26 protein-coding genes are annotated in these 25,818 nt (G+C 39.4%); 2 read left to right on the top strand and 24 right to left on the bottom strand.

The features are described 5' to 3' along the window. The 7 genes from aroC to mtrB form a co-directional block, all read right to left on the bottom strand. Complete coding sequence (gene aroC / locus ACZ42C_RS04610; RefSeq protein WP_461182756.1) at positions 1 to 1,170, bottom strand: chorismate synthase; 1,170 nt, start codon at positions 1,168 to 1,170, stop codon at positions 1 to 3. Between the two features lie 122 nt (positions 1,171 to 1,292). Further along, positions 1,293 to 2,075, bottom strand: coding sequence for a CheR family methyltransferase (locus ACZ42C_RS04615; RefSeq protein ID WP_461182755.1), 783 nt, complete (start codon positions 2,073 to 2,075; stop codon positions 1,293 to 1,295). Positions 2,076 to 2,327: 252 nt separating this feature from the next. Then, positions 2,328 to 2,774, bottom strand: coding sequence for a nucleoside-diphosphate kinase (gene ndk, locus ACZ42C_RS04620; protein ID WP_461182754.1), 447 nt, complete (start codon positions 2,772 to 2,774; stop codon positions 2,328 to 2,330). Positions 2,775 to 2,881: 107 nt separating this feature from the next. After that, on the bottom strand, positions 2,882 to 3,853 hold the full coding sequence (gene hepT, locus ACZ42C_RS04625) for a heptaprenyl diphosphate synthase component II (protein WP_461182753.1): 972 nt from the start codon (positions 3,851 to 3,853) through the stop codon (positions 2,882 to 2,884). Between the two features lie 54 nt (positions 3,854 to 3,907). Further along, complete coding sequence (gene menG, locus ACZ42C_RS04630; protein ID WP_461182752.1) at positions 3,908 to 4,621, bottom strand: demethylmenaquinone methyltransferase; 714 nt, start codon at positions 4,619 to 4,621, stop codon at positions 3,908 to 3,910. A gap of 2 nt (positions 4,622 to 4,623) precedes the next feature. Further along, the gene (locus ACZ42C_RS04635) at positions 4,624 to 5,406 is read right to left on the bottom strand and encodes a heptaprenyl diphosphate synthase component 1 (RefSeq protein ID WP_461182751.1); all 783 of its coding nucleotides are present in this window, start codon (positions 5,404 to 5,406) and stop codon (positions 4,624 to 4,626) included. 112 nt (positions 5,407 to 5,518) lie between these two features. After that, positions 5,519 to 5,740 (bottom strand): trp RNA-binding attenuation protein MtrB, encoded by a 222-nt coding sequence (gene mtrB, locus ACZ42C_RS04640; RefSeq protein WP_461182750.1) that lies wholly within the window; start codon positions 5,738 to 5,740, stop codon positions 5,519 to 5,521. 167 nt (positions 5,741 to 5,907) lie between these two features. Between mtrB and ACZ42C_RS04645 the strand changes: the two genes are divergently transcribed. Further along, a complete protein-coding gene (locus ACZ42C_RS04645; protein ID WP_461183814.1) occupies positions 5,908 to 7,347 on the top strand; it encodes an IS6 family transposase in 1,440 nt (479 codons plus the stop codon). A 534-nt stretch (positions 7,348 to 7,881) separates the two neighbouring features. Here ACZ42C_RS04645 and ACZ42C_RS04650 read toward each other — a convergent pair. The 15 genes from ACZ42C_RS04650 to prsW form a co-directional block, all read right to left on the bottom strand. Beyond that, positions 7,882 to 8,154 carry an HU family DNA-binding protein gene (locus ACZ42C_RS04650; protein WP_010650679.1) on the bottom strand — a complete coding sequence of 91 codons (273 nt, stop codon included), beginning with the start codon at positions 8,152 to 8,154 and terminating at the stop codon, positions 7,882 to 7,884. 373 nt (positions 8,155 to 8,527) lie between these two features. Further along, positions 8,528 to 10,006, bottom strand: a complete 1,479-nt coding sequence (spoIVA, locus tag ACZ42C_RS04655) for a stage IV sporulation protein A (protein WP_461180671.1) — start codon at positions 10,004 to 10,006, stop codon at positions 8,528 to 8,530. A 294-nt stretch (positions 10,007 to 10,300) separates the two neighbouring features. After that, the gene (locus tag ACZ42C_RS04660) at positions 10,301 to 11,014 is read right to left on the bottom strand and encodes a hypothetical protein (RefSeq protein ID WP_461180670.1); all 714 of its coding nucleotides are present in this window, start codon (positions 11,012 to 11,014) and stop codon (positions 10,301 to 10,303) included. 21 nt (positions 11,015 to 11,035) lie between these two features. After that, entirely contained in the window at positions 11,036 to 11,233 is a 198-nt protein-coding gene (locus ACZ42C_RS04665; protein WP_461180669.1) for a DUF2768 domain-containing protein, read from the bottom strand. A 371-nt stretch (positions 11,234 to 11,604) separates the two neighbouring features. Then, on the bottom strand, positions 11,605 to 11,865 hold the full coding sequence (locus ACZ42C_RS04670; RefSeq protein WP_461180668.1) for a stage VI sporulation protein F: 261 nt from the start codon (positions 11,863 to 11,865) through the stop codon (positions 11,605 to 11,607). Positions 11,866 to 11,926: 61 nt separating this feature from the next. Next, positions 11,927 to 12,964 (bottom strand): NAD(P)H-dependent glycerol-3-phosphate dehydrogenase, encoded by a 1,038-nt coding sequence (locus ACZ42C_RS04675; protein ID WP_461180667.1) that lies wholly within the window; start codon positions 12,962 to 12,964, stop codon positions 11,927 to 11,929. A 14-nt stretch (positions 12,965 to 12,978) separates the two neighbouring features. Then, positions 12,979 to 14,289: a ribosome biogenesis GTPase Der gene (gene der / locus ACZ42C_RS04680; RefSeq protein WP_461180666.1), complete on the bottom strand. Its 1,311-nt coding sequence runs from the start codon at positions 14,287 to 14,289 to the stop codon at positions 12,979 to 12,981. 93 nt (positions 14,290 to 14,382) lie between these two features. Next, positions 14,383 to 14,568 carry a capping complex subunit for YIEGIA gene (locus ACZ42C_RS04685; RefSeq protein WP_461180665.1) on the bottom strand — a complete coding sequence of 62 codons (186 nt, stop codon included), beginning with the start codon at positions 14,566 to 14,568 and terminating at the stop codon, positions 14,383 to 14,385. Positions 14,569 to 14,571: 3 nt separating this feature from the next. Then, positions 14,572 to 15,447 carry a YIEGIA family protein gene (locus tag ACZ42C_RS04690; RefSeq protein WP_461180664.1) on the bottom strand — a complete coding sequence of 292 codons (876 nt, stop codon included), beginning with the start codon at positions 15,445 to 15,447 and terminating at the stop codon, positions 14,572 to 14,574. Next, the gene (locus tag ACZ42C_RS04695) at positions 15,440 to 16,039 is read right to left on the bottom strand and encodes a YphA family membrane protein (protein WP_461180663.1); all 600 of its coding nucleotides are present in this window, start codon (positions 16,037 to 16,039) and stop codon (positions 15,440 to 15,442) included. The genes ACZ42C_RS04690 and ACZ42C_RS04695 overlap by 8 nt, the downstream gene beginning before the upstream one ends. A gap of 220 nt (positions 16,040 to 16,259) precedes the next feature. Then, complete coding sequence (gene rpsA / locus ACZ42C_RS04700; RefSeq protein WP_461180662.1) at positions 16,260 to 17,390, bottom strand: 30S ribosomal protein S1; 1,131 nt, start codon at positions 17,388 to 17,390, stop codon at positions 16,260 to 16,262. 251 nt (positions 17,391 to 17,641) lie between these two features. Then, on the bottom strand, positions 17,642 to 18,319 hold the full coding sequence (gene cmk / locus ACZ42C_RS04705) for a (d)CMP kinase (protein WP_461180661.1): 678 nt from the start codon (positions 18,317 to 18,319) through the stop codon (positions 17,642 to 17,644). Between the two features lie 762 nt (positions 18,320 to 19,081). Next, entirely contained in the window at positions 19,082 to 20,425 is a 1,344-nt protein-coding gene (ypeB, locus tag ACZ42C_RS04710) for a germination protein YpeB (protein WP_461180660.1), read from the bottom strand. Positions 20,426 to 20,440: 15 nt separating this feature from the next. Continuing rightward, on the bottom strand, positions 20,441 to 21,307 hold the full coding sequence (sleB, locus tag ACZ42C_RS04715; protein WP_461180659.1) for a spore cortex-lytic enzyme: 867 nt from the start codon (positions 21,305 to 21,307) through the stop codon (positions 20,441 to 20,443). A gap of 139 nt (positions 21,308 to 21,446) precedes the next feature. Then, positions 21,447 to 22,124, bottom strand: coding sequence for a glutamic-type intramembrane protease PrsW (gene prsW, locus ACZ42C_RS04720; protein WP_461180658.1), 678 nt, complete (start codon positions 22,122 to 22,124; stop codon positions 21,447 to 21,449). 145 nt (positions 22,125 to 22,269) lie between these two features. On the opposite strand from prsW, the gene ACZ42C_RS04725 reads away from it, so the two are divergent. Continuing rightward, positions 22,270 to 23,241 carry an asparaginase gene (locus ACZ42C_RS04725; protein WP_461180657.1) on the top strand — a complete coding sequence of 324 codons (972 nt, stop codon included), beginning with the start codon at positions 22,270 to 22,272 and terminating at the stop codon, positions 23,239 to 23,241. Positions 23,242 to 23,373: 132 nt separating this feature from the next. On the opposite strand, the gene ACZ42C_RS04730 is transcribed toward ACZ42C_RS04725, so the two are convergent. Beyond that, the gene (locus ACZ42C_RS04730) at positions 23,374 to 24,363 is read right to left on the bottom strand and encodes a YpdA family putative bacillithiol disulfide reductase (protein ID WP_461180678.1); all 990 of its coding nucleotides are present in this window, start codon (positions 24,361 to 24,363) and stop codon (positions 23,374 to 23,376) included. Between the two features lie 106 nt (positions 24,364 to 24,469). Continuing rightward, a complete protein-coding gene (locus ACZ42C_RS04735; RefSeq protein WP_461180656.1) occupies positions 24,470 to 25,747 on the bottom strand; it encodes a Glu/Leu/Phe/Val family dehydrogenase in 1,278 nt (425 codons plus the stop codon). Between the last annotated feature and the right edge of the window lie 71 nt (positions 25,748 to 25,818).

The following is a 25,818-nucleotide window of genomic DNA, read 5'->3' on the forward strand; positions in this document are numbered from 1 at the left end:
CTAAAAACACCTGATTTCTTCACGGTATTCGTCAATGGCTTTTTTTAATTTTGAAAATTGATCACTCGGAAATTGTTCGGTAATGGCTTTGGCCAGTTCAAATGCCACAACATGCTCCATGACAACAGAAGCTGCAGGTACTGCACATGCATCCGATCTTTCAACAGTAGCCTTAAATGGTTCCTTCGTTTCAATATCCACGCTTTGCAGTGGTTTCTTCATCAGGGTCGGGATCGGTTTCATTACCCCTTTAACTACCAGTGGCATCCCGGTGGTCATTCCACCTTCAAAACCACCTAAACGGTTCGATTTACGGTAATAACCGGCTTCCTCCGACCAGGCTATTTCATCGTGTACTTTGCTTCCATTCAACCTCGCTGCCTCAAACCCCAGGCCAAACTCTACTCCTTTAAAGGCATTTATACTGACAACTGCCCCGGCAATCCGGCTGTCCAATTTGCGGTCATAGTGAACATAGGAACCAACTCCTGCGGGCATACCTTCCACATAAACTTCCACCACTCCGCCGATGGAGTCACCTTCTTTTTTTGCTTCATCGATGGCATCTTTCATCGGCTGCTCCACTTCTTTATCCAATACCCTGACTGAGGAATCTTCTGCGATGCTTTGGCGCTCATTCACGGACAGACCTTCAATTTCCTTTGCCCGGATACCGCCAATTTCTTTTACATAGCCGGAAATTTCAATTCCCAAGTGTTTTAATAATGTCTTGGCGACTGCACCGGCAGCCACGCGCGCCGCTGTTTCACGTGCCGAGGAACGCTCCAGTACATTTCGCATATCCCTATGGCCGTATTTCATGGCACCGTTTAAATCGGCATGACCAGGACGGGGTCTGGTTACCACCCTTCTTAATTTTACATTTTCATCTATCGGATCCTCTCCCATAATATCCGTCCAATGTTTAAAATCATCATTTTTTATAACGAGTGAAACTGGAGAAGCAAGCGTATGTCCATGTCTTACACCGCTTGTGATATCGATGGTATCTTTTTCAATTTGCATTCGTTTGCCGCGCCCATGCCCTTTTTGCCGTTGGAATAAAGATTGGTTGATATCCTCCTGTAAGAGGGGCATCCCAGCTGGCAATCCTTCAATAATTGTTGTCAATTGTTTTCCGTGAGATTCTCCGGCAGTTAAGTAGCGCAATGAACATTCTCCTTTTTGGAATTTTTTCTAATAACTATATCATACATTACAAGGTTTTTGGTGCAAAATATCGAAAAAGAAAAATAAAAACGCTTACCAGTGTCAGCTGATAAGCTTATTCCTTACCCTTTTTGATAAAAAAACGTATCTATTAAACGGAATTGATATTTTGCAGGGTGAAATATTTGTTCTGTACTTCCGACAAATAAGACACCTTCTGTTCTGAGAGCAGATGAGAATTTACTGTATATATGCTCTTTTGCTTCATCAGTGAAATAAATTAACACATTCCTGCAAATAATTAAATCGATATTTTGCGGATAGACATCCCGCAACAAATTATGTTTTTTAAAAGTTATATTTCGTTTTATCGAAGGCGTGACTGAAAACGATCCGTCTTTTTGAGTAAAATATTTTTCTTTCCATGCCGGCGGGACTTCTTTGATTGCCTGTTCCGAAAACACACCCTGCTCAGCTTTTTTCAGTGCTTTCTCGTCAATATCGGTAGCAAGAATACGATAATTGACCTGGGGGAAATATTCTTTCAGCATGATAGCCGTACTGTATGGTTCTTCACCGGTAGAGCAAGCGGCACTCCAAATATTTAAAGAAGCAGATGAAGGGGTGCTCCTTAATATTTGAGGCAGAACTTTTTCTTTTAAAACATGCCATCTTTTTGGGTTTCTATAAAACTCGGATACGTTAATTGTCATTCGGTCAATAAACTCTGTAAAAAGTGTTTGATTCGTTTCCAAAGCTTTGAAATAGGCTGAAAAGTTATGATACCCGTGCTTATTTCTTAAAGACGTGATTCTGCGTTTCATTTGCCTTTCCTTATAAAGCTTTAAATCAATACCGGTTTTCACCAATACCTGGCCGATAAACTCATTATAATCGTCCTTCATTTTTTGATCCTCTTTCATTGTTTGTTCGAACCAACAGCATAGACACCGTTTTGCACTCGCGCAAGTAGGAGCAATTGAGGTTCGCTGTATGTTGTCGCATCGTAAACCATACTTCCAGCTCCTGTTGGTCGTTTTGAATACCTAACAAGCAGAAAAAAGACTATCCCCGGAAATTTCTTTTTGGGATAGTCTTTTATTTTTAGCTTTTTTATGGCGAGAGTGTACCCCTACAAGCCGAAACAAAGCAAGTTTCTAATAAATCCACGCACTATCCTGTTTTGTGTAGGAAACCAATTCCTCTTTATTAAAGAACAAGCTGATTTCCCGTTCCGCACTTTCACCGGAGTCAGATCCATGGATGATGTTCTTGCCAACAGTAATGCCATAATCACCGCGTACCGTGCCTGGAGCAGCTTCTGCAGGATTGGTTTTGCCCATCATGTCTCTGGCAGTTCCGATAACATTTTCTCCTTCCCATACCATGGCAAAAACAGGTCCTGAAGTAATAAATTCAACCAGTTCGCCAAAAAAAGGACGTTCTTTATGTTCGGCATAATGTTTTTGAGCCAATTCCTCGGAAACCATCATCAACTTTGCTCCGGCAAGCTTAAAGCCTTTTTGTTCGAAGCGATGAACGATTTCTCCGATTAAGTTACGCTGGACACCATCAGGTTTCACCATTAAAAATGTTTGTTCCATTGTCTGCACCTCTTTGCAAGTTTTTTTGTATTAGCCATTCTATGTAGTCGGCTGCTTAAGTACAGCCTTTTAAATTTTATCAGATTTTTTACGGAATAACAATTTATTTACGATCGCCTTTTTCCAATATAATGGGCAATATTCTTCAGTGTTTGCTTTGCACGATTGTCCGGAAGAGGATTCAGTACGTTTAACGCTTTTTGTAAATAAAGATCACTGAGTTTATAGGATGCCTCTATGGACCCTGTATTTTTTAATTCATGGATCAGGTGGGTAATATCTCCTGTTGTTACTTCTTCAGGTTTTGTAAACATATTCCGTACCAATCCGTCAAACGAATCATCCTGCATGGCCAGCAGGACAGGCAATGTAATATTACCCTGGAGCAGGTCATTTCCTGCCGGTTTTCCGAGTTCTTTTGAGGAAGAGGTAAAATCAAGAATATCATCAATAATTTGATAGGACATCCCAATATAATAGCCATATAAATAAAGCCTGTGAGCATCTTTATCCGAAACGCCACTTACGATAGCCCCCAGTTTGCAGCTGGCGGCAATTAACAGTGCTGTTTTTCTTTTTATACGGCGCAAGTAATCCCGAAGGTTTTGGTCCCAATTATACTTATCTTTTATTTGTTCTATTTCCCCTACACACACCTGTACAATGGTTTTTGATAAAATCCGGTGTACTCTTGCTTCGTGAAGTTTGGTAATATTTTCCAGTGCCCTCGCCAAAATATAATCCCCGGTATACATGGCTACCCTGTTGCCATAAAGATATCTGATCGTCGGTTTCCCCCTGCGCAGGTCAGCGTCATCAATAACGTCATCGTGGACCAGGGTTGCCATGTGAATTAATTCCAAGGATACAGCGACAGTTTTAATCTTTTCCATATCAAGCGTGCCGATTTGACCGCTTAACAATACAAATACGGGTCTTATTCTTTTCCCGCCTGCTTGTAATAATGCTGTTGATGCTTGGCGTAATACCGTGTGTTCCGCTTGTATTACCTCGTTTATTGATTTTTCAATGATATCAAGGTCTTTCTTTAAATATCCATAAGTTTTAGCTAGTTTCATGTATGTCACCTTTAATCGCTATAAATAGGTGTCCAAATTGCAGCCGGCAGCATATTATGGACTATTCTTAAAGCCCATGTGCATCGCGGCAACCCCGCCTGTATAGCTTTTAATTTGAACCTTTGAAAATCCGGCTTCCAAAAACATTTGCCGCAGTGCTTTTTTATCGGGAAAATCCCTGGCAGATTCCTGCAGCCAGGAATATTCCTTATAGCTTTTTGCAAATAACCGGCCAAGCATAGGCATGATAAATCGAAAGTAAAAAAAATATAATTGCCTGAAACCTATTAATGTCGGTTGCGACGTTTCCAGACATACTACTTTCCCGCCCGGCTTGGTGACACGGTACATTTCCTCCAAAACCGTCCGGTAATCGGGTACATTTCGAAGTCCGAAACCGATAGTAACATAATCAAATACTTCGTCTTCAAAAGGCAGTTCCATGGCATTTCCATGCATAAACTCAAGCTGGGTTAAGTTCATTTCCTGCTTTTTCTGTTCAGCTACGGATAGCATGTTTTTGCTAAAATCCAGACCGATAACATCCCCGTCTGCTCCTGCAGCCTCTGCCAATGATATTGACCAGTCGCCGGTCCCGGAACAGACATCAAGTGCTTTGGATCCTTTCTCCACATTCATTCGCTTCATCACATCTTTTCGCCATGCTTTATGGCGCTGGAATGAAATAATAGAGTTCATGGAATCATAGTTTTTATATATTTTTTCAAAGACACGATGTACACGTTCTTCTTTTGTTTGTTCTTTCATGGTTATCCTTCTTCCGCACTAAAGGCTATATAGTCAGACTGTTCTGCGAGTGCTTTTTCAATATGGTTTATCAAAAAGAAAGGATAGTCCTCATTCTTTTCCAATAATCCCCTGATCCTCCGTATACTTTCTTTTAGCTGCATATTAATCAGCAGAGAAGGGCTGAGATTATTTTTATAGTTATTTAGCGCTGCTTCATAAAAAGGGGTGTTTTGATTCAGTGCCTGCTTTTCCCGCAGCAGCAGTTGAAAGAGGACCCATTCCCCGGCAATAGACTTTACTGTCTTCTCATTTAAGAACTCTGCAACCCGCATAATAAGTATGGATTCTATTTTATGCTTTATATAAATATAATCATCAAATGAATTCATTTCTTTATAATACATTCTCATTTTATGTTCATTGATCTCTTTAATGGCTGCTGCCAAATGATGTGTCAAAGAAATATCTTCTATTTCGGATAACAGGAAATAATACAGTCCGCTGTAATAGTCTCCTGCCAGAACTTTTAATTGCCTGGCTATCTTATTTTCCTTGTTTTCCTGATCATTAAAAACCGGGACCGTTTCATGTATATCCAAAGCGATCTGGACAAGCATTGTGGTCACGATATACCTTTCTTTTTGGAATGAAGGCATGTCCCTATTATTGATTATAGCGGATAACAATATTAGCTTCTCTTCATCAATCTCAGGGTTCGGTATATGTTTATTTAAATATGTATGTTTTATTTTGTTTTTAATTTCTTTTTTGACATGCTGTATGTCTAAACTGGAATTAGTCAAAGAAATCACCCTGGCCCTTTCAGTCATCCTTTTGGCTTTGGTTATTATAACATAAATTAAGACTGAGCGATAATAAGGAAATTTGCCATAAACAGGTGACTACTTGTTACCCCTAATTCTCCATTTCCCCGTGACTCGTTTGTATAACAGCTTTTCCACGTATTTTAACCGCTGATGTATGTTCTGTGAACTGTGCAATCATCACTTCGTTCTTATCTAACTTTTCCGAGTGATGGAAGCGTGTATCCGTGCCACGGGTCAGTCCAATTACATTCACTCCGTCCTCCAGTGCCTTTATAACAAAAAAATCAGATGTAACTGCTGAATTTTTCATGTATACCCTCCTCCGCTGATTTCCGTATTGTCAAAAGTTTCTTAGTAAAAACCTGTGTTTTTGTTGTTCTAAAGCGTTTTTTAACGAAAAAACTTGCCACCCCCTTAAAAATAGGCTATTAATGAGGTAACCACACACCCAAAAACGCCTAAAAAGGAAGTGACAAGTTGTTACCTCAATTTATAACTTATTTGCTTGCTTATATCAAGTTTCAAGAGAAAATTATTTTTGGTCTCTTAGGAATAATTCTTGGTAAGTCTGTTGCCAGAGACCTATTTGATGAACCTGTTAATAAGCCTTATCGAAAATTAGAAGTTGATGATATGCCAGTGATTGAAACCCTGGAAAAACTGGATTATCAGGAACTTCTGAAAGATTATCAAGCTACCCATGGAAAGGAACTAAAACCAGTCAAACGTCATAAAAATAGTGTGGTTAACATACCAACGATGATGACTTGCCCTAAATGTTCAGCACCTGAAGCCTATTTATATGCCAACAATGGTGAAAAAGGTCAGTATCAATGTAAAGTGTGTGCATGTCTGTTTAGTAAACAAAACCGGTATCTGAAAGAAGCTGTCCTTAAATGCCCACATTGTTTAAAAACCTTAGAAAAGATCAAGGAACGTAAAGACTTCTACGTTTTTAAGTGTAAAAACGATAACTGTTTGTACTACAAAAAGAAAATCCAGCAAATGTCGAAAGAAGAAAAGAAACGTTTTAAACAAGATCCGCAGGCATTTAAAGTCCGGTACATCTTTCGGGAATTTCACTTTGACTTTAAACCGTTATCCAAGGATACTCCCGTGAAACCCAAGGTTGATCTTTCACGCATTTACGTTTCGTCACATACACTTGGGTTAATCTTAACCTATCATGTGAACTACGGGCTTTCAGCTCGTAAAACAGCTGCATTGATGTTCGATGTGCACCAGGTTAAAGTTTCACACCAGACAATATTGAATTACATGAATAGTGTTGCTCTCATCACAAAACCGTTTGTCGATCACTATCCTTACGAACTGTCTAATAGCTTTTGTGGTGATGAGACATATATTCGTGTAAAGGGCCGATGGCACTACTTGTTCTTTTTCTTTGATGCGGTAAAAAAAATTATTCTATCGTACCCTGTCTCACCAAATCGTGATACATTGTCAGCCATCAAAGCTTTGGATCAGGTGCTTCAAAAGTTCAAGAAAATACCTGAGGATCTAATGTTTGTCGTAGATGGCAATCCCATTTACATTCTGGCACAGCACTATTTCGCTCAACATGGCATTCACTTTGATGTTCATAAAGTAATTGGGTTAACCAATGATGATCCAGTTTCAAAGGAATATCGTCCCTTAAAACAAATTATTGAACGGTTAAATCGTACGTTCAAAGGCAATTATCGAGCAACAACCGGGTTTGGTTCTCAGGCAGGCTCCGTCTCTTATGTGACACTTTTTGTGGCGTATTTCAATTTCTTGCGCCCACATGCCACACTAGAGTATAAATCTCCTGTGATCATCCCAGAGCTTAAAAGAATGCCTAATATGCCCGAAAGATGGGTGAAATTAATTGACATGGCTCAGGATTTCGTGGTTGACAAGCAGGCATCCTAGATTGAATTTTCCTGACCAGAGTTTTTCCTTTGTTTGCCTTGGCGACATTACCTTAGATGGATGTGAGGTTGTCAAGTGCTTTCCTTGACTACCTCTCATTCATCTGAGACCATGCGAAGCAGCAAACAAGGAAGGATAATTAACCGCAGTTTCATCGGTTTATTTGGTATGTCTTTTTTTATTTATAGTACAAGTCTTAAAAGCTAATTTCTTATTTCTTAGACTGTTTTTAGACGTTTCAGATCAGCGAAGTGACAAGTATTTTATTTTCACTTGTTTTTCATAGAACTTTTTACACTACCCTGATTTCTATCTAAATAATGTCTTATAATAATTGTATTGTCAATTATTAGAACTGCATATTACGATTTACCTGGCATCCTATTCAATGTTCATGCATCGTCTTGCAACCTGTGGAAGAAATTGCCGGAAGCGGTAATAGGCAACATGCGTAAACCGCATTGTTTTTAAAGTAATTAATTGCTAAAAAAGGATACGCTATCGCGTATCCTTTTTCGCCGCCCTATGTAGTATTTATTTGACACTATCTTTTAGGGCTTTCCCTGGTTTAAATGCAGGAACTTTGCTGGCCGGGATTTCAATTTCTTCCCCTGTTTGAGGGTTACGGCCTTTTCGAGCTGAACGCTCGCGTACTTCAAAGTTACCAAAACCGATTAACTGTACTTTTTCGCCATTTTTCAGTGAATCCATGACAGATTCAAAAACTGCATCTACTGCTTTAGTGGCATCTTTCTTGGAAAGTTCACTTTTTTCAGCAACAGCGTTTACTAAGTCTGTTTTATTCATGATATTCACCTCCTCCCAAATCAATTAAATAGACTTTGGAACAAATAGATCTTTTTATCATCATTTGTTCACCTTTTTGTCAGGTTTTATACTGGGTGTCACGTTATTCATGGTGTGACATGGCTTATATTAACTGAGTTCGCCGTAAAATTCAACAAAAAGTACCCATTTTTACATATAAATTATAAAAAAACCTCCATTTACGTATATGAATTGGATTTTTTTTCCAAAGTCACCCCGTTGTTGTTTTGGTGCGGATTTATCGGCGTTACTAAAGTAATACGACGTAATGAAAGAAATTCCTGCTGTTTCAGGAAAAAGTTTAGTATATTTCTTTTTTTGCCCAAAAAAATAAGCAGCCGATAATCAGCTGCTAAAGAATGATTGCTATAAGTCCTCCAGATCCCTCGTTTATGATTCTCTCCAGGGTATCTTTTAATTTGTATCTTGCATTTTCAGGCATGAGAGATATTTTTCCTTGTATTCCTTCCCTGACAATGGAGCTCAGTGACCTTCCAAAAATATCCGATTCCCAAATGGATAAAGGATCTTCTTCAAAGTCCTGCATTAAGTACCTCACGAGTTCTTCACTCTGTTTTTCCGTACCAATGATTGGCGCAAATTCTGATTCCACTTCCACTTTTATCATATGAATGGAAGGTGCCACTGCTTTTAATCTTACACCAAAGCGGGAACCTTGCCGTATAATTTCCGGTTCATCAAGCACCATGTCCTCCAATGTAGGCGCAGCAATGCCATAGCCTGTTTGTTTCACCATTTGCAGGGCACCTGCAACCTGATCGTACTCCCTTTTTGCATGGGAAAAAACCTGCATTAATTTAAGTAAATGATCTTTCCCCCTGATTTCTTCACCGACAATTTCCTTCAGTACCTGGTCATAAAGATGATCCGGTGCATGAAGATCAATTTCGGCTACACCTTCTCCCATTTCCATCCCAGCAAGGTTAGCTCTTTCAATATACTCAAATCCCGGAAACTCGCCAACTATCTGGTCTACATCCCGCAGACGCTTAATATTTTTAACTGTTTCCTGAATCGCTTCCTGGTAACTTTCCCTTAACCAGTGATCTTCTTTTAATACCATTACCCAGCTGGGAAGGTTTACATTCACTTCCAAAACCGGAAATTCATAAAGTGATTCGCGCAATACGTTGTAAACATCATGCTCAGTCATGGATTCTATACTCATGGCAAGTACAGGCATATCATATTTTTCACTCAGCTCCTGTCTGAGCAACTCTGTTTCCTGACTTGTGGGGCTGATGGAATTAACGACCATGATAAACGGTTTTCCGACTTCTTTTAATTCATCTACAATCTTTTCTTCCGCATTTACATATTCATTTCTTGGAATGTCGCCAATTGTACCGTCGGTTGTTACCACTACCCCTATTGTAGAATGTTCCTGTATTACTTTTCTCGTCCCTATTTCTGCTGCATCGTGAAATGGTATTGGATCTTCATACCAAGGGGTGTTAATCATTCTGGGGCCATCTTCATCCTCAAACCCTTTTGCTCCGTCTACGGCATAACCCACACAGTCCACAAGCCGGACATTTACATCGAGCCCCTCTTCCACCTGAACCGATACTGCCTGATTGGGAATGAATTTTGGTTCCGTGGTCATAATTGTTTTCCCGGCAGCACTTTGCGGCAATTCATCATGTGCCCGTTCTCGTTCACTTTCCTCTTCGATATTCGGCAATACAACCAACTCCATAAATTTCTTTATAAAAGTTGACTTGCCGGTCCGAACGGCTCCTACAATACCAAGGTAAATATCTCCATTCGTCCGTTTCGAAATATCTTTAAAAATATCAACTCTTTCCAAAAGATCCCCTCCCGATCCCATTGCTTTTTTATTACGAACAGACTGCGAATATTTGACATTACAAGTCTATGATGTTGTCCTATCAAATTATGACTTAAATATGTGCAAAGAATTAAAAGGTTTCATAATTAACGGCCCGTCAATAATCTGTATGTTTTATGATTCAGGTTCAGCAGTGGCTGCAAATCATGGCTGCAGTTATGCTGTAAGAAAGTGCCCGTTCCGGTAAAAGCGTAAAAAAAACCCTTGCAACAATATATGTAGCAAGGGTGTGAATATGATATTTATTTACAGTTAGGGAGAAAAAACCGGTTCTCCATCCTCAATTGTATAAGGAAATGAATATGCGGGTACAAACGGCGTATTTTCCGCAAGCAGATAGCGTATATCATCTCCTTCTTCAAAATCATGATCAAAATCGTTTAAAGCTTTTTGTAAGTCTATACGGTAATCTATAAAAAGTTCACCATCCACATTCATTACAATGGGAAGATTCTCATTGGAATATGGACTCCTGACGGTTGCAGGTTCGTCCATGCCCAACTCTTCATAATCCACGGTGAAAATATGATCCCCAATTTCTCTTCCGAATGGCGGATAAATGTTTCTTTCCCTGTAATTATTCAATTGAACATTCACCCTGCGAAGGGCTTCCGTGACCTGCAAATCAATCAATTTCACCTGTGGATCATCATCAGGTGTAATCAGTGTATATTGGTACACTCCTCCGTTTTCAAAGGCATTTCCCGGTATCTCCGTAAGTATATTATTTTCCTGTAATACCGTGAAATCAATTAAATATTTTTGAAATATAGGTGTATCACTTGGTTTGGTTTGTATTGGGACGAGACCACCTGTTATTTCCTGATATTCCTCAACAGCACTTTGAACCATTTGCAGTTGATCTTCGTTGGGCGTCTGGTTTTTTGCCAGTTCACTTTCCGGATAAAGGCAGCCGCTTAAAATGAACATGATCATGATAGAAAACCAGGTACGTGCTTTTTTCATGTAAGAGCCTCCTTACTGGCTTTACCTTGTTGGACCGCTAAAGACAATGTAAAAGATAATTAAGCTGCCTAATATTAAAAAAACATAGGCAAGAAGAGATACAATTCCTCTAATCCAGCCATTTAGCTTATACCTGCTAAATAAAATCAAAACAACGGCCAGAATGAGGAAAGCCATCCCTGCAAAAGAGATGTACATTTTCAGCATAGCTTCACTCATTTATTTCACTCCTGTTATGGCAAGGCAATTTACTTTTAATTCCATGTTCCAGTGCTTGTCCCACGGAAAACTGTGTAAAAGCCTTTTTTGATAAGTTGATATGTAACTCCATACTGGTAATGATAACGATGAAAGACACAGGTTCCATTGGGTATTATAACACAAGAGACATCTTTCAGATATATATATATCTTTTTTCATTTTTTTAAAATGCATATGAAACTTTTTACAATTAAAAACCCGGAATGAAGGGGGGCGGCTTCATCCCGGTTTGACTAAATAATGTCCTCGCAGGCTCTATCCATGAATGCTTGTGCGATTTATATTATGCAAGTATATAGCTCGATGTATACTCACTTGCCCAAGTAAAGCTATTTTTTAAATAATTGATTCAAGGATTGCATATCCGCAGGCATATTATTTTTGGTAATGGACTCTACAATTTTATTTTCTTTTTCCTTTGATACCGGCTTATTGGCCATTTTGGATAAATGACGTACCAGTTTTCGCACCGTTTTTTCATCGGTGAAATCTGCGTTTTTTACGGAATCCGCCACTTTATATACATCTTCCGGGTTAATGTTTGCATTTTCCTGTAACTTATCAAAAAGTCCTTTTTGAAAATTACTCACGTATTCTCCTCCTTGCTTATCTTTGTTCAAACATATTATATGCAAGGAGAAATATTACGTGTTATGACATATACCGTTCCGACAATAATTTGGATAAATCGTCCATCTCATCACGTTTGTTACGGTTCATCAGCTGTTCCACAACAGTTTTTGGATTCATTTCCTCATAAAGAATTTTGTAAATACCAGCGGTGATAGGCATTTCCACATTTTGTTTTTTGGCAAATTCATGAGCTGCTTTTACCGTTCTTACTCCTTCCACAACCATTCCCATTTGCTCTAAAACATCTTCCAATTTATGATTTTTCCCCAATAAGTTGCCGGCCCGCCAATTTCGGCTGTGCACACTGGTACAGGTAACAATTAAGTCACCTACACCTGAGAGTCCGAGGAAACTGAGCGGGTTTGCACCCAGGGAAGCTGCCAATCGGGTTATTTCGGCAAGCCCTCTTGTAATAAGTGCAGCTTTTGCATTGTCTCCATATCCCAGACCATCTGAAATCCCGGCGCCCAGAGCAATAATATTTTTCAAAGCACCACCAAGCTCAACCCCTAAAATGTCTGTACTTGTATAAACACGAAATACATCATTAATGAATAAAGTTTGAGCAAACTTTGCATTCTCCTCGTTTTCGGAAGCAACGGTAACAGATGTAGGCTGTCTCAACCCCACCTCTTCTGCATGACTCGGTCCGGACAATACAGCAATATCCTTCTCGGCATAGTTTGTTATTTCTTCTGCAATCATTTGCGATACCCGTTTCAAAGTGACAGGCTCAATTCCTTTGGAGGCATGAATGAGTTTGACGGAAGCAGGTAAAATATCATTTAATTTCCTGCTTACTTCCCGTATTGCTTTTGTCGGAACGACTAGAACGATAACCTCCATATGATCAATGGCTTCCTGCAAATTGCTGTAAGCCTTTATTTGCCTGGGGATGTCTGCGTCTAAGTATTGTTCATTCCGGTGGGTTTCATTAATCACTTCCGCTTGTTCTTTCCGATAAGTCCACAATTTGACATGATGGCCGTTATCCGCCAATACAATACTCAGCGCTGTGCCCCAACTTCCCGCCCCTAAAACTGCGATATTTGCCAATAATCTCTCCTCCCTTATTGTCTTCTTCTCGAAAATATCTTTATCGGTGTTCCGACAAAGCCAAATGCTTCCCTTATCTTATTTTCCAAAAATCGCTCGTAGGAAAAATGCATCAGTTCCGGATCATTGACAAATATGACAAAGGCAGGTGGTTTTACTGCCACCTGTGTTGCATAAAGTACCTTCAGACGTTTGCCTTTAAAGGTAGGTGTAGGGTTCATGGCAATGGCATCCATAATTACATCATTGAGCACATTTGTCTGCACCCGTTTGCTATGGTTCTCACTGGCTGTTTTAATGGCAGGAATCAATGTATGGATACGTTTTTTTGTTTTTGCCGACAAAAAGACAATGGGAGCATAATCCAGATATTGAAAGTTGAACCGGACTTTTTCTTCAAATTCTTTCATGGATTTTTCATTGGCATCCACCGTATCCCATTTATTCACAGCGATCACTACTGCCCTGCCTGCTTCATGGGCATATCCGGCAACCTTTTTATCCTGCTCCCTGATGCCGGTTTCCGCATCAATCAGGATTACTGCCACATCGGATCGCTCTATTGCTTTTAAAGCCCTTAGAACGCTATATTTTTCCGTTGTTTCATATACTTTGCCTCGCTTGCGCATACCCGCAGTATCGATAATGACAAAATCCTGATCCTGCATTTTAAGCCGGCTGTCTATGGCATCGCGTGTCGTTCCTTCCATCTCACTGACTATAACGCGATTTTTGTTTAACAGTGCATTTACCAAAGAAGATTTGCCTACATTTGGTCTGCCGATGACACTAAAATAAATGGTGTCATCATCTTCTGTTAATGTATCTTCTTCCGGGAATTTTTCGATGACAGCATCCAATAAGTCTCCCAGCCCCAGACCATGCGATCCTGAAATAGGAAAAGGCTCTCCAAAGCCGAGTGAATAATATTCATAAATGTTTTCCCGCATCTCGGGGTTGTCTATTTTATTGACCCCAAGGACGACAGGTTTATTGGATTTATAAAGGATTTTTGCCACTTCTTCGTCGGCAGCTGTTATTCCTTCCCTCCCATTGACCAGAAAAATAATGACATCTGCTTCATCTATCGCGATTTCAGCCTGGTGTCTCATTTGAACCATTAATGGTTCATCCGTAATTTCTATTCCGCCTGTATCAATTATATTAAATGTGGAGTTTAACCATTCCACCTCTGCGTAAATTCGATCCCGCGTTACACCGGGAATGTCCTCCACTATAGAAATCCTTTCACCCACCAGCCTGTTAAAAATAGTTGATTTACCAACATTTGGTCTTCCAACAATTGCAACAACCGATTTTCTCATAAGCATCCACTCTCTCCAACGAACATATTGATTGCTTTATTCATTCTAGCAAAAGAAAGGACACTTCACAATTTAGAAACACCGTCCCTCTGTTCAATGTTTTACAATAATATATAATTCGTCGCTGAGTGCGTGGGCAATTCCGTCTAATATAGCTTCCAGGTTGGCGGACACGTATTCAGCCTCTTTCTCATCTTCACAAAGAAATATGGGGGCGCCTCCTGCAATTTTTGATTCATTGGTAGTAATTACAGCAAGAATCGCTTTTTCCAAATCCATTGATTATTTGCCTCCTTTTTCAGATGGCATACGAATGGCATTCTCCAATACAGGAACAGCACCGATTACCTTCATTGCTTTTTCCTTGCTCCTGATCTGTGGGAGAATGAACACACCCAGTCTCCCATCATCCAGATCCCGTTTAATCAAAGGAGTGAGTGCAGGTGTTCCGGAATCGCGAAATATACCTAGAGACACGGATACATCGTGTAAGATAGCCTGTCTTTGTCCAAGGTTTCCAACAGTATTAATTTCATTCATATTTTTTGGTGTCAGGATAAACCCCATTCCATATTTTTGTATTTCTTCCTGCCTTTCCGGTAAACCGATGTTCATGATGTATATGTTATCAACATATAAACCTGCACCTTCAAAATGCAAATTATGATATTTTATATCAACGACATCTTTGATTGTGGAGCCGCTCCTTAACCCTCTTGATATCAACATACATAAGAGAACACCGACAATCGCAGCATATATATGCCAAACCAGAAAGAATAACGTACCAATTAAAGAAGTAAAAATTACAAGGTAATTTCTGCTTTCAAAAGAAAGCGCAATCCCTTCTATATAGGTTTTACCACGGGGGACAAGCTCAAACTCATCTATTTCGGTTAAGGTATTTCTCTCCATATTCCGGACTTCCCTGAATTGTGTTGCAGCCACTGTCAAAAAGGTTACCGCAGTAAATTCCATTTCCATAATAGCCGGAACTGCCACTGCCCCAAGAGAAGCAGCAATAAAACCCAAAGATAAATGAATTACTCTGCCATGCAAGTATGTAGGGTATTGTCGGTAGTCTGTACGTAACATAACGACCCTTGCTATGGTGCCTGCAATGATGCCAAATAATATGGGAAAAATATATTCATTCATTTTGCCACCTCAGTTGTATTTGTTTTACCAAATTGTTTATTTTAACAGTTGTATATTGCAGTATGCCTAAAATTGCAAAAATCAATAGAATGCCTGCAATATAATCAAAGAAAACCATCTCCCCGATTGACCGTTGGAAACCGTAACTGCTCATTGTAATGCTGTAAAGAATTTCACCGCAGGAAATGCCAAATAGGCATATTGCTTTTCTATACTCAGCTTCTTTCACAAGCAATACGGTAAATAAACTGCATGAAAGAGCGATAATGGCAATAATAGGCAAAAACAGCCATACCGGTGCGATATGCAGCCAGAAATGAATAGCGGTATATAGAATGGCAACGGTGAATGAGCATAGTAGCTGATACATCAAACGGGGCAGCTTAATCATCCATATTGCCGAACCTGTCATGATTAATAAAAAGGATACGGAAATATGGTAAAATCCGATTTCCTGATAGAAATTGGAACAAATAATAACGAACAGCACCCAATAGGCTAATATTTTTCTTTTGTTGTTCTTTTTCATAAAGAAGAGAATACTTATTATAAGAATCCAGCTGAACCAGTAAAACAACAAACCGCTAGTCATTTTGCTCACCTGCCATTAGCAGTATTGGTAAAAAGAGCAAATCCTAAACATTGTAAAACCTGCATTCACTTGTCTTTTAATGAATGCAAAAGTTTCACTTTTTTCCTATGCTAAAACTTTCCTTAAATCCACATTTCAATTTTATAAATCCCACAAAAAAAGTCTTTCCGGAATGGAAAGACTTTTGGGCAATATGTTAAAAACTTATTCTTTTAGATTATTATTTATATTTATTTAGTTTATCACCGATAAAATCGCCGAATTGAAAGCCGGATTGATCTTCATCTTTTTCATATTGTTTGAAATCATCTTTTTCCTGTTCCACTTCCAACTCTTTAATACTTAAGGAAATACGCTGCGCCTGCTCATCTACATCAAGAACCTTTACTTGAATGGTCTGCCCCACTTCTAATACTTCCTGCGGTGTTCCAATATGGCGGTTGGCAATTTGGGAAATATGAACAAGACCTTCTACACCGGGTTTCACTTCCACAAAAGCCCCAAAGTTTACCAGTCTCTTTACGGTTCCCTCCAAAGTATCTCCTTTGGAAATTTCATTTTCGATATCCGTCCAGGGACCTGGAAGCGTATTTTTATGGGACAGGGAAATTCGTTCATTATCCCGATCCACAGACAGTACTTCAACGTTTATTTTATCGCCTTCTGAAACGACGTCGGATGCCTTTTCCACATGTCCGTGTGTTAATTGTGAAATATGAACGAGTCCGTCTACCCCGCCTATATCAACGAAAACGCCAAAATCCGTCAAACGCTGAACCGTTCCTTCAATCACTTGCCCCTCTTCCAATGACTGCAGCAAATCCTCTTTCTTTGCATTTAATTCATCTTCGACTACGGCGCGGTGGGAAAGTATAACACGGTTCTGCTCTTGGTTAAGGTCAACTATTTTTACGCTTAGCGTTCTATTTTTATAATCGGAAAAATCATCGACGAAATAGGTTTCAACCAATGAAGCAGGGATAAATCCGCGGACACCGACATCTACAACAAGCCCGCCTTTAACTACATCCTTAACTTCGGTTTCAAAAACTTCATTGCTGTTATATTTTTCTTCCAGCTCCTCCCATGCTTTCTCTGCATCAATCGCACGTTTGGATATAATTACTTCATCATCTTCCACTTTTTTTACTTTCACTTTCAGTTCATCGCCCTCATTAACAACCTCGCTTGCCTGTTCAACATGAAGGCTTGACAATTCACTGATGGGCAGTATTCCTTCGGTTTTGTAGCCAATATCAACAAGTACCTGCTTCTCTTCTACTTTTACAACGGTACCGCTTAATATGTCGCCTACTTTCACTTCGGTTATTTCATTGTTTGCTTCACTCATATCCTTAACCCTCCTATGTACAATTCAAAAACTTCGTCTTAAAAAATTGACTTGTAATTTTCTTTTTATTTTACTGTGACCATATATAAATTGCCAGTCATTGATATAAAGTTCTTTCTATAACTTCTAACAATTACAATTATTTGTCAAGTAAAAGTTATTTTATGCAGAAATATTTTATCCATACCCGCATCTTCACAAACTTAAATTAATCTGCCAATCCCCGGTCGGGATTATTACTTTTAAATCCTTTAAGAGCTGTTTTTACTCTTAACTATGGATAATATTTCCTGGGCCACCTCGTTGATGGAAAGAAAAGTTGTGTCTATCTCAATAGCATCGTCAGCTTTTATTAACGGTGCTGTCTCCCGTTCTGAATCAAGCTGATCCCGTTGTTCAATCTCTTTCTTCAATCTTTCCAGATCAGCAGGATATCCTTTCTGGCAATGTTCTTCATATCTTCTTTTTGCCCTTTCTTCTACAGTAGCTTTGAGAAAAATCTTCACTTCCGCATGGGGAAGTACATGAGTACCAATATCTCTTCCGTCCATTACTACCCCATTACCCTCAGCCAATGCCTGCTGTCGTTTTACCATTTCCTGTCTGACCTTTGGGTGTGCAGCTACGTAAGAAACATTCCTGGTTACTTCTTCTGTTCTTATCTCGCCCGTAATTTCTTTGTCATCCATATATACGAGTTGTCCATCCTCAGCCTGTTTTAAATCTATTTTGGTTTTTTGCAAAAGCTCGATTAACTTTTCTTCTTCGTGAAAATGAACTTCAAGTTTGCTTGCTTTCAAGGTGAGCGCTCTGTACATGGCGCCTGTATCAATATAAATATAGGAAAGGCTGTGGGCTACTATTTTTGCCACTGTACTTTTACCGGCAGCTGCCGGACCATCAATTGCTATTGCTATTTTTTTATCCATGAAAAAAAGTCATTCCTCTCGGTAACCATCAAAATCTTTTTCTTGGTTGAAAAAAACTTGACGGGCTGCCAAGTTTATATTCTATATTTAATATAACATATTCCGGGAAAGCCGGTCTATCTATAATTTAGTTATTCATTGGCTGATCAATTGATTAATATCCGAATATATTCATTTAACAAGATTTTATATGTTAGAAGGACTGCCACTCTTTCTTTCTTGCCTCCCGTTGCTTATCAAAGCAGTAATGGATAATTTGCTGCCTGATATCATGCGTTACTGACACAAATTTCAAGGATGCAAGCTGCAGTCCGTTTCTTTGTTTATTAATATGTACTAATTTTGATTTAATATGATGGTATTGATATTCCCCATTTTTCATTTCCAAAACCATCCAGAAATAAATGTTTTTTATAGTTTACATCCAGGGCAGTACCTTCCGGGATGACAATGGACATTCCACCTCCGCTTATATCATCGGTAACTGTCGTAAATGGGTCAAAAGATCCGTCTCAGAATGAACAGCAACATCCACGGCGGATTTAACACGCACAAACTCCCGGCGTTGTACTCGTTTTACATCTTCTTTTTTTGGCATTTTTTATGGCAAGTGCAGGTACGTTTAGGCTGCGTCCTTGTTTCTGCATTCCATATAAAGCATAGCGCCTATTTTCATCTCTTCCCGCCCCGCTCATCGAAAAACATGAGTTTATACCTATTATCACAGAAAAATCTAAAAGAGGGAAGGCTTTTGCCTTCCCTCTAAAAACCGTCACTATAATTTATTTCCGTTCCATCCAGTCTTTCAACCTTTTCTTCTCTGCCATCCATGGCATTAATAAATATTCGGTAGGTCTCATTATCCATCACACCCAGAAATTCATACGTTAATACCTCTTCACCCAAATCATTGTCAATTACGGCTAGAAATTCTTCCTGAATATCTACGTTTGAATTAACCATTTCCTTTGCTTCTTCCTCGGATATTTCCGGGTCGGGTATGTCCCTTTCCGTGTGATTCATATAGTAATTATTGGCGGTAAAGCCGAGTATTTCCCCGTCATCCAGTGCCACTTTAACTTCCAGTGCATCAGAGAAAATCCGTACATCTCCCTCTTCATATAAAAAGGAATAATGTCCCATCTTGTTATATTGGCTGCTTTGAAACAAGGTCATATTTTCCAATCCCAATTCCTCCAAATATGCTTCTGCTTCTTCCAACCCTTCATTTAAGCTGATTTCTATTTCTTGAATAGGTCTGTTTACGAGTAGCGATAACGGGTGTCCCCCCTGTTGGGACATATCCATATAGGCATTTTTGTCCTCATCTCTGTAGGAAATACTGTATAACGGGATTTCAGAGCCATCCCCGCTTTCTGTTATCATTATATCATCGTCATTTTCCACTTCAATAAGGTCTTTGGCTGATTCCAAAGCTTCTTCTTCGCTAATTCGATTTCCGGTTATGTTTTTATACTCATGTTCCCGGGCGGAGGTACCGATGATGGAAGAATCCACGTTTGTTTCGGAAAAATATCCAGCTGTCTCTTCCACTGTTTTAAACCCGTCAACAATGGTGTTGTCTATTTGTGCTTCTTCATTGACCAAGGCCAGCTGTACATCCATCCATCGCAAATTATTATCGAGGGCAATATGCTGAATCTCTCTTAGATCATCTTTAATTTCACTTGATTGGGCATAAAGTTCTTTTAATGCATCTGTTTCTTCATCCGATAATGGTTCATCTTCCAAATTCCTTACTGCTGTCCGGTAGGTAAAATCCCCTATATTGGAAAGAAATTCTTCCGTTTTGTTAAAGGGCAATAGTCCCAGTGGCAGCTGGCCAACATCCGTCAAAGCCTCGGAGGAAAGCCGCCAGATATCCACCAATTGAGGGGATAGGCTTTGTTCCGAATTCATAGCTAAAGCTGTGCCTATTTTATCATGCATCAAATCCATATGGTATGATAAGTCATGAAAAGCACGCTGGTAATTATTTTCGGCCTGTATTAGAATTGCGTTTTTTTCCTGATTCTCCTGATAGCCCCAAAAAGCTGTGCCGGCAATGCCAAGGGTAAGTGCTGCAATAACAATCCACCTAATCATATAAATACCACCTTTCTAATGACAAAATATGTGCTTGCCGATTCTTTTTATTTGCGGTCTTGTCCAAATCCAGCCTGAAGTTGCGGTGTCCGGATTAAAATAATACGTTGCATTTCCGCTCGGGTCCCACCCATTTATGGCATCCAATACAGCCTCTCTTGCCGTTTCATTAGGCGTCAGCCATATTTGGCCATCAGCTACTGCAGTAAAAGCACGGGGTTCGAAAACGACGCCCGAAACGGTATTTGGAAATGTAGGACTTTCCAGCCGATTTAAAATAACGGCTGCTACTGCGACCTGACCTTCGTATGGTTCTCCCCGGGCCTCTCCGTATACAGCATTGGCCATCAGCTGAATGTCATTTTGAGAATAACCCTGAGGGACATTTACTGCTGTATTTGCCGGTTCTTCTTCAGCAGGGTCAGGTTGTTCCGCCGTACCCCCTCCTTCTTCAGCACCTTCGCCCTGTTCTTCAGTTCTTTGAGGGGCGGATTGCTGCTCGTTATCTGTTCCTCCATAGTGTGTAAATTTTCTTCCCTGGTTAATTTGCTCCCTGACATATTGTTCATCATAATTACTTGCATCCGCTAGTTTCTGCTTTGTTTGATCACCGGCTAATCCATCTACTTCCATGCCAAATTCGTATTGAAAGTTCCGTAAAGCCCAATACGTACCCCATCCGAATACACCATCAATAGTGCCGTTATAGAAACCTAAATATTGTAATCTAGCTTGTAGTTCAATAACATCATCGCCTACAGCACCATGCTGAATTACTTGATCACTGAAAGCAGATGCATTTTTTTGGAATAATGCACCTTCTGCCCCAATAAACAAAAAACTAATCAGTATGATGGTAAGCGATAGTTTTTTATAGCTCATTAATATTCCTCCCGGTGTATCTAAGGTTTTGTAGTAATTATTCTTTGAGAAAACAGGATTATTATTCATAAATTATGTATTATATTACAGTAAGGGAGGAAGTCTTACGTAAAAAAAGCCTCCGGTTCACCAGGAGGCTTCAAGCTTGTTCTTTTTTATGTGTGAATATAGGATCTACATAAGGGTCATTAGCTATTTTTACTCTTCTTAGCGCAATAAACCATAAACCAGCCATGAAAGGAATCAGTAAAATCAGCCAGTTACTGTCTATTATTTTAAGAATATAGTTGTATATGCCATGAAGCAGGAAAGGCAGGAAAAATGCATAAGCCAGGTTCCTCTTTGTGTGTCTGCTGCTCATTTTTGCCTTCCCGAAATAATAACCCATAATCACCCCAAAAAGAGCATGGGAGGAAACCGGGAATAATGCGCGTGAAAAAGCGTGTTCTATTCCATTGGCAAACAAATATAATATGTTTTCCAGTGTGGCGAACCCCAAACTTATGCTGACTGCGTATACTATTCCATCATAATGGGCATCGAATTCAGAATGGTTATAGATTACATAGAAGAAAATAAACCATTTGAAAAATTCTTCCGACAGCGCAATAATAAAAAAGGATTGAAAAAAAACTTGGTCTGCGAAGAATTCCGAGCTGAGCACATATTGAATAAACATAAGTGGGAATACAAGCAAAGAACCAAGTATAAAAGTTCGTATAATAAGCGGGATCGGCTCGGTAAATCTATCCTTTAAATAAAAAAAAGACATTAGTGCTATCGCAGGCGCAATCCCTGCGGATAAAATGGCAAACATAAAAAATGACCTCTTTCCAGCTCAATACTTTTATCGTACCACTAAGTGCGTATAATGAGAATAAGTAATTTTATTAAACAAAAATAATTTATTTAAAGAAGTATTAGAAAAGCATGCCGGTTAAACGGAAGGAATGATTTGTATCATGAAAAACATATTGCTTATCCATACAGGTGGAACTATTTCCATGCTGGAGAATAAAAGGACGGGGGAAGTGACTACAACCAATACACACCCATTAACAGAGCTATCCTACTATTTGCAGGCATACGCATATGTGGATGAAAAGGTATTGTTTACCCTGCCTTCCCCGCATATTACCCCTGTCCATATGCTGGAGCTGGCAAAGGAAACAGAAAATAGCCTGTCGCAATATGATGGCATTGTCATTACCCATGGAACAGATACACTGGAAGAAACTGCATATTTTTTGGATCTGGTGATCGAAACAGAAAAACCGATTATTTTAACGGGGGCGATGCGTTCCAGCAATGAAATCGGTTCTGATGCACTGTATAACTTAATCAGCTCCCTGCGTGTTGCAGTAGAAAAGGAAGCTTCCAATAAAGGGGTACTCGTGGTTATGAATGATGAAATACATACAGCAAAAAATGTGACCAAAACGTCGACCAGCAACGTAGCTACATTTCAAAGTCCTCAATATGGCCCGATCGGTATTGTAACGAAGGATGCTATTTTATTTCATCACACGGTTTTAACAAGATATACCTATCCTGTCAAAGAGATTTCAAAAACCGTTTACTTATTAAAAGCCTATGCAGGAATGGAGGCATCGATTATACAAGCTATAAATCAAAGCAGTCCCGACGGATTGGTAATAGAAGCACTGGGACAGGGTAATTTACCGAGGGAAGTGACAGAGGTATTGGGAGATATGATACGCCGTCATATTCCTGTTATAATTGTCTCAAGATGTTATCAGGGGATTGTTCAGCCGACCTATAGTTATAAAGGCGGCGGAAGTGACCTGCAAAGTATGGGAATGATATTGGCAAATGGGTTAAACGGACCAAAGGCCAGGTTAAAGCTGCTCATTGCATTGGAAATAGAGCCTGAATTTAGTGCCTTAAAGAGAATATTTGAAGAAGAATATTAGATCTGTCATCTTTTCCTGAATACAATTGGTTAATTTTGCGCTTAATATAAACAATGATAGCAGGACTAACCTTCTGCTATCATTGTTCTCATGGATTATCAAAGAAAAGGAAAAGCCAAGGTAAATACTTTACTATCCGGCAGGCTGCTTCCTTTTATTTTTTATATCATTTGCAATCTTTGCACCGTGAAAACGTCCGTTTTCAATAAAAATTTCATTGTTATTATAGCCGGCTGCTATAACGCCTGCAATATATAGGTCAGTTATATTCGTTTCCAGGGTGTTTTCATTATATTTCGGTTTGCCGTTATCGTCGCTAACCCATATCCCGGCTTTTCTCAGAAAATCAATATTGGGTCTGTAGCCTGTCATTGCAAACACAAAATCATTCTGTATTCTTTTGTTTGTTCCATCCACTGTATAAAATACTTCGTCTTCTGTGATTTTCGAAACAGTTGCATTAAATTCCATGTGGACGATTTTCTTTCTGATCAGAGAGTCAAATTCCGGAAGAATCCATGGTTTAATGCTTGGAGAGTATTGATCTCCGCGATAGAGTACCGTTACATGGGCGCCTGCCTTGTGTAATTCAAGTGTTGTGTCGACTGCAGAATTTTTCCCGCCGATGACCACCACGTTTTTATTGTAAAATGGATGTCCTTCTTTAAAATAATGGCTTACTTTAGCCAAATCCTCCCCTGGCACATTCATGTGATTTGGTTGATCATAATAGCCGCTTGCAATGATGACATGGTTCGCTTTATAAGTAGCTTCCCTGTTGGTGCTAAATGTGCTGATTTCAAAATGATCTTCCTTTTTCCTCACATCTGTCACTGTTTCAAATGTATTGATTCGCAGGTCATTTCTGGAGGCGACTTCCCGGTAATAAGCCAATGCCTGGTTTCTGACAGGTTTTTGTTTTTCCGTAATAAATGGCATATCTCCTATCTCCAGTTTTTCACTGGAACTGAAAAAAGTCTGATGTGTAGGAAAATGGTATAATGTATTTACTATATTTTCCTTTTCAATTATTAATGGAGATATCCCAACTTTTTGCAATTCTATGGCACAGGACATTCCACATGGTCCGGCACCAATAATAATAACTTCTTCCTCTTGCACTTCCATTCACTTCCCTCTCTTGCTGATGTTTTAATGGAGGCTTGATCCAAACAAAAAAACTCCTATCCAGGTTATATGATAAGAGTTTTTTATATTAAAATTCTTTTTATACCCAGCCACGGAACCTTGAAGCTTCAGCCATTTTTCTTACTCCAACCATATATGCAGCCAATCGCATATCAATTCGTCTTGTTTGCGCTGTATTATATATTGTGTCAAATGCTTTAATCATAATTTCATGCAGTTTTTTGTCAATTTCATCTTCGGACCAGTAATACCCCTGATTGTTTTGTACCCACTCAAAATAGGAAACTGTAACTCCACCTGAGGATGCCAATACATCAGGCACCAGTAACTTTCCTCGGTCAGTGAGTATTTTTGTTGCTTCCATGGTTGTTGGGCCATTGGCAGCTTCTACGATAATATCGGCTTTAATATCATTTGCGTTTTCTTCAGTAATTTGATTTTCTACCGCAGCAGGAACCAGTATATCGCATTCCAGTTCCAGTAACTCTTTATTTGAAATTGTATTATTAAACAGTTTCGTTACGGTACCAAAACTGTCTCTGCGATCCAATAAATAATCAATGTCAAGTCCGTCCGGGTCATGTAATGCTCCATAAGCATCTGAAATTCCTACGATTTTTGCACCGGCATCATGCAGGAATTTCGAAAGGAAACTGCCAGCGTTACCAAAGCCCTGAACTACTACTCTTGCACCATTAACATCAAATCCTCTTTTCTTGGCTGCTTCATTAAGCACGATTGTAACACCTTTAGCAGTTGCAGATTCTCTTCCGTGTGAACCGCCAAGCACAATTGGTTTCCCTGTTATAAAACCTGGATTGTTAAATTCATCAATTCTGCTGTATTCATCCATCATCCATGCCATAATTTGCGAGTTTGTAAATACATCTGGTGCAGGAATATCTTTGGTAGGCCCCACAATTTGACTAATTGCACGAACGTACCCTCGGCTAAGCCCTTCCAATTCCCTAAAGGACATTTCACGGGGGTCACAAATAATTCCCCCTTTTCCTCCTCCATATGGCAAATCAACGATACCGGCTTTCAGCGTCATCCATATAGATAATGCTTTTACTTCCTTTTCCGTTACGTTCGGATGAAATCGCACGCCACCTTTTGTTGGGCCTACAGCATCGTTATGTTGTGCACGATAACCCGTGAATACTTTAATTGAACCGTCATCCATGCGTACAGGAATTCTTACTGTCATCATACGAATAGGATCTTTAAACAGTTCAAATACTTCATCAGGGTAACCCAGTTTTTCTAATGCGGTTTTTACCACAGCTCGTGTTGAACTTAAGATATCCATTTTATTATTCGCTTTGGTAGAATCTGCTGCGTTATCGGCTACCATGAATTTACCTCCTAATATATCTATAAATGTTTAAAATAGCTGTACTCAGAGAATAGTATACACCTTCAAAA

The organism is Virgibacillus kimchii (genome assembly GCF_055379185.1).

Excerpts from the sequence above, each read along its gene's own strand:
- rpsA (WP_461180662.1), bottom strand. The coding sequence starts at position 17,390 with ATGAGTGAAGCAAACAATGAAATAACCGAAGTGAAAGTAGGCGACATA.
- hepT (WP_461182753.1), bottom strand. The coding sequence starts at position 3,853 with ATGAAACTAGCTAAAACTTATGGATATTTAAAGAAAGACCTTGATATC.
- ACZ42C_RS04650 (WP_010650679.1), bottom strand. The coding sequence starts at position 8,154 with ATGAATAAAACAGACTTAGTAAACGCTGTTGCTGAAAAAAGTGAACTT.
- mtrB (WP_461182750.1), bottom strand. The coding sequence starts at position 5,740 with ATGAAAAATTCAGCAGTTACATCTGATTTTTTTGTTATAAAGGCACTG.
- ACZ42C_RS04665 (WP_461180669.1), bottom strand. The coding sequence starts at position 11,233 with ATGAGTGAAGCTATGCTGAAAATGTACATCTCTTTTGCAGGGATGGCT.
- ACZ42C_RS04735 (WP_461180656.1), bottom strand. The coding sequence starts at position 25,747 with ATGGTAGCCGATAACGCAGCAGATTCTACCAAAGCGAATAATAAAATG.
- ACZ42C_RS04695 (WP_461180663.1), bottom strand. The coding sequence starts at position 16,039 with ATGACTAGCGGTTTGTTGTTTTACTGGTTCAGCTGGATTCTTATAATA.
- menG (WP_461182752.1), bottom strand. The coding sequence starts at position 4,621 with ATGAAAGAACAAACAAAAGAAGAACGTGTACATCGTGTCTTTGAAAAA.
- ACZ42C_RS04685 (WP_461180665.1), bottom strand. The coding sequence starts at position 14,568 with ATGGATTTGGAAAAAGCGATTCTTGCTGTAATTACTACCAATGAATCA.
- ndk (WP_461182754.1), bottom strand. The coding sequence starts at position 2,774 with ATGGAACAAACATTTTTAATGGTGAAACCTGATGGTGTCCAGCGTAAC.
- der (WP_461180666.1), bottom strand. The coding sequence starts at position 14,289 with ATGAGAAAATCGGTTGTTGCAATTGTTGGAAGACCAAATGTTGGTAAA.
- cmk (WP_461180661.1), bottom strand. The coding sequence starts at position 18,319 with ATGGATAAAAAAATAGCAATAGCAATTGATGGTCCGGCAGCTGCCGGT.
- ypeB (WP_461180660.1), bottom strand. The coding sequence starts at position 20,425 with ATGATTAGGTGGATTGTTATTGCAGCACTTACCCTTGGCATTGCCGGC.
- ACZ42C_RS04725 (WP_461180657.1), top strand. The coding sequence starts at position 22,270 with ATGAAAAACATATTGCTTATCCATACAGGTGGAACTATTTCCATGCTG.
- ACZ42C_RS04660 (WP_461180670.1), bottom strand. The coding sequence starts at position 11,014 with ATGAAAAAAGCACGTACCTGGTTTTCTATCATGATCATGTTCATTTTA.
- ACZ42C_RS04690 (WP_461180664.1), bottom strand. The coding sequence starts at position 15,447 with ATGAATGAATATATTTTTCCCATATTATTTGGCATCATTGCAGGCACC.
- prsW (WP_461180658.1), bottom strand. The coding sequence starts at position 22,124 with ATGTTTGCCATTTTATCCGCAGGGATTGCGCCTGCGATAGCACTAATG.
- ACZ42C_RS04615 (WP_461182755.1), bottom strand. The coding sequence starts at position 2,075 with ATGAAGGACGATTATAATGAGTTTATCGGCCAGGTATTGGTGAAAACC.
- sleB (WP_461180659.1), bottom strand. The coding sequence starts at position 21,307 with ATGAGCTATAAAAAACTATCGCTTACCATCATACTGATTAGTTTTTTG.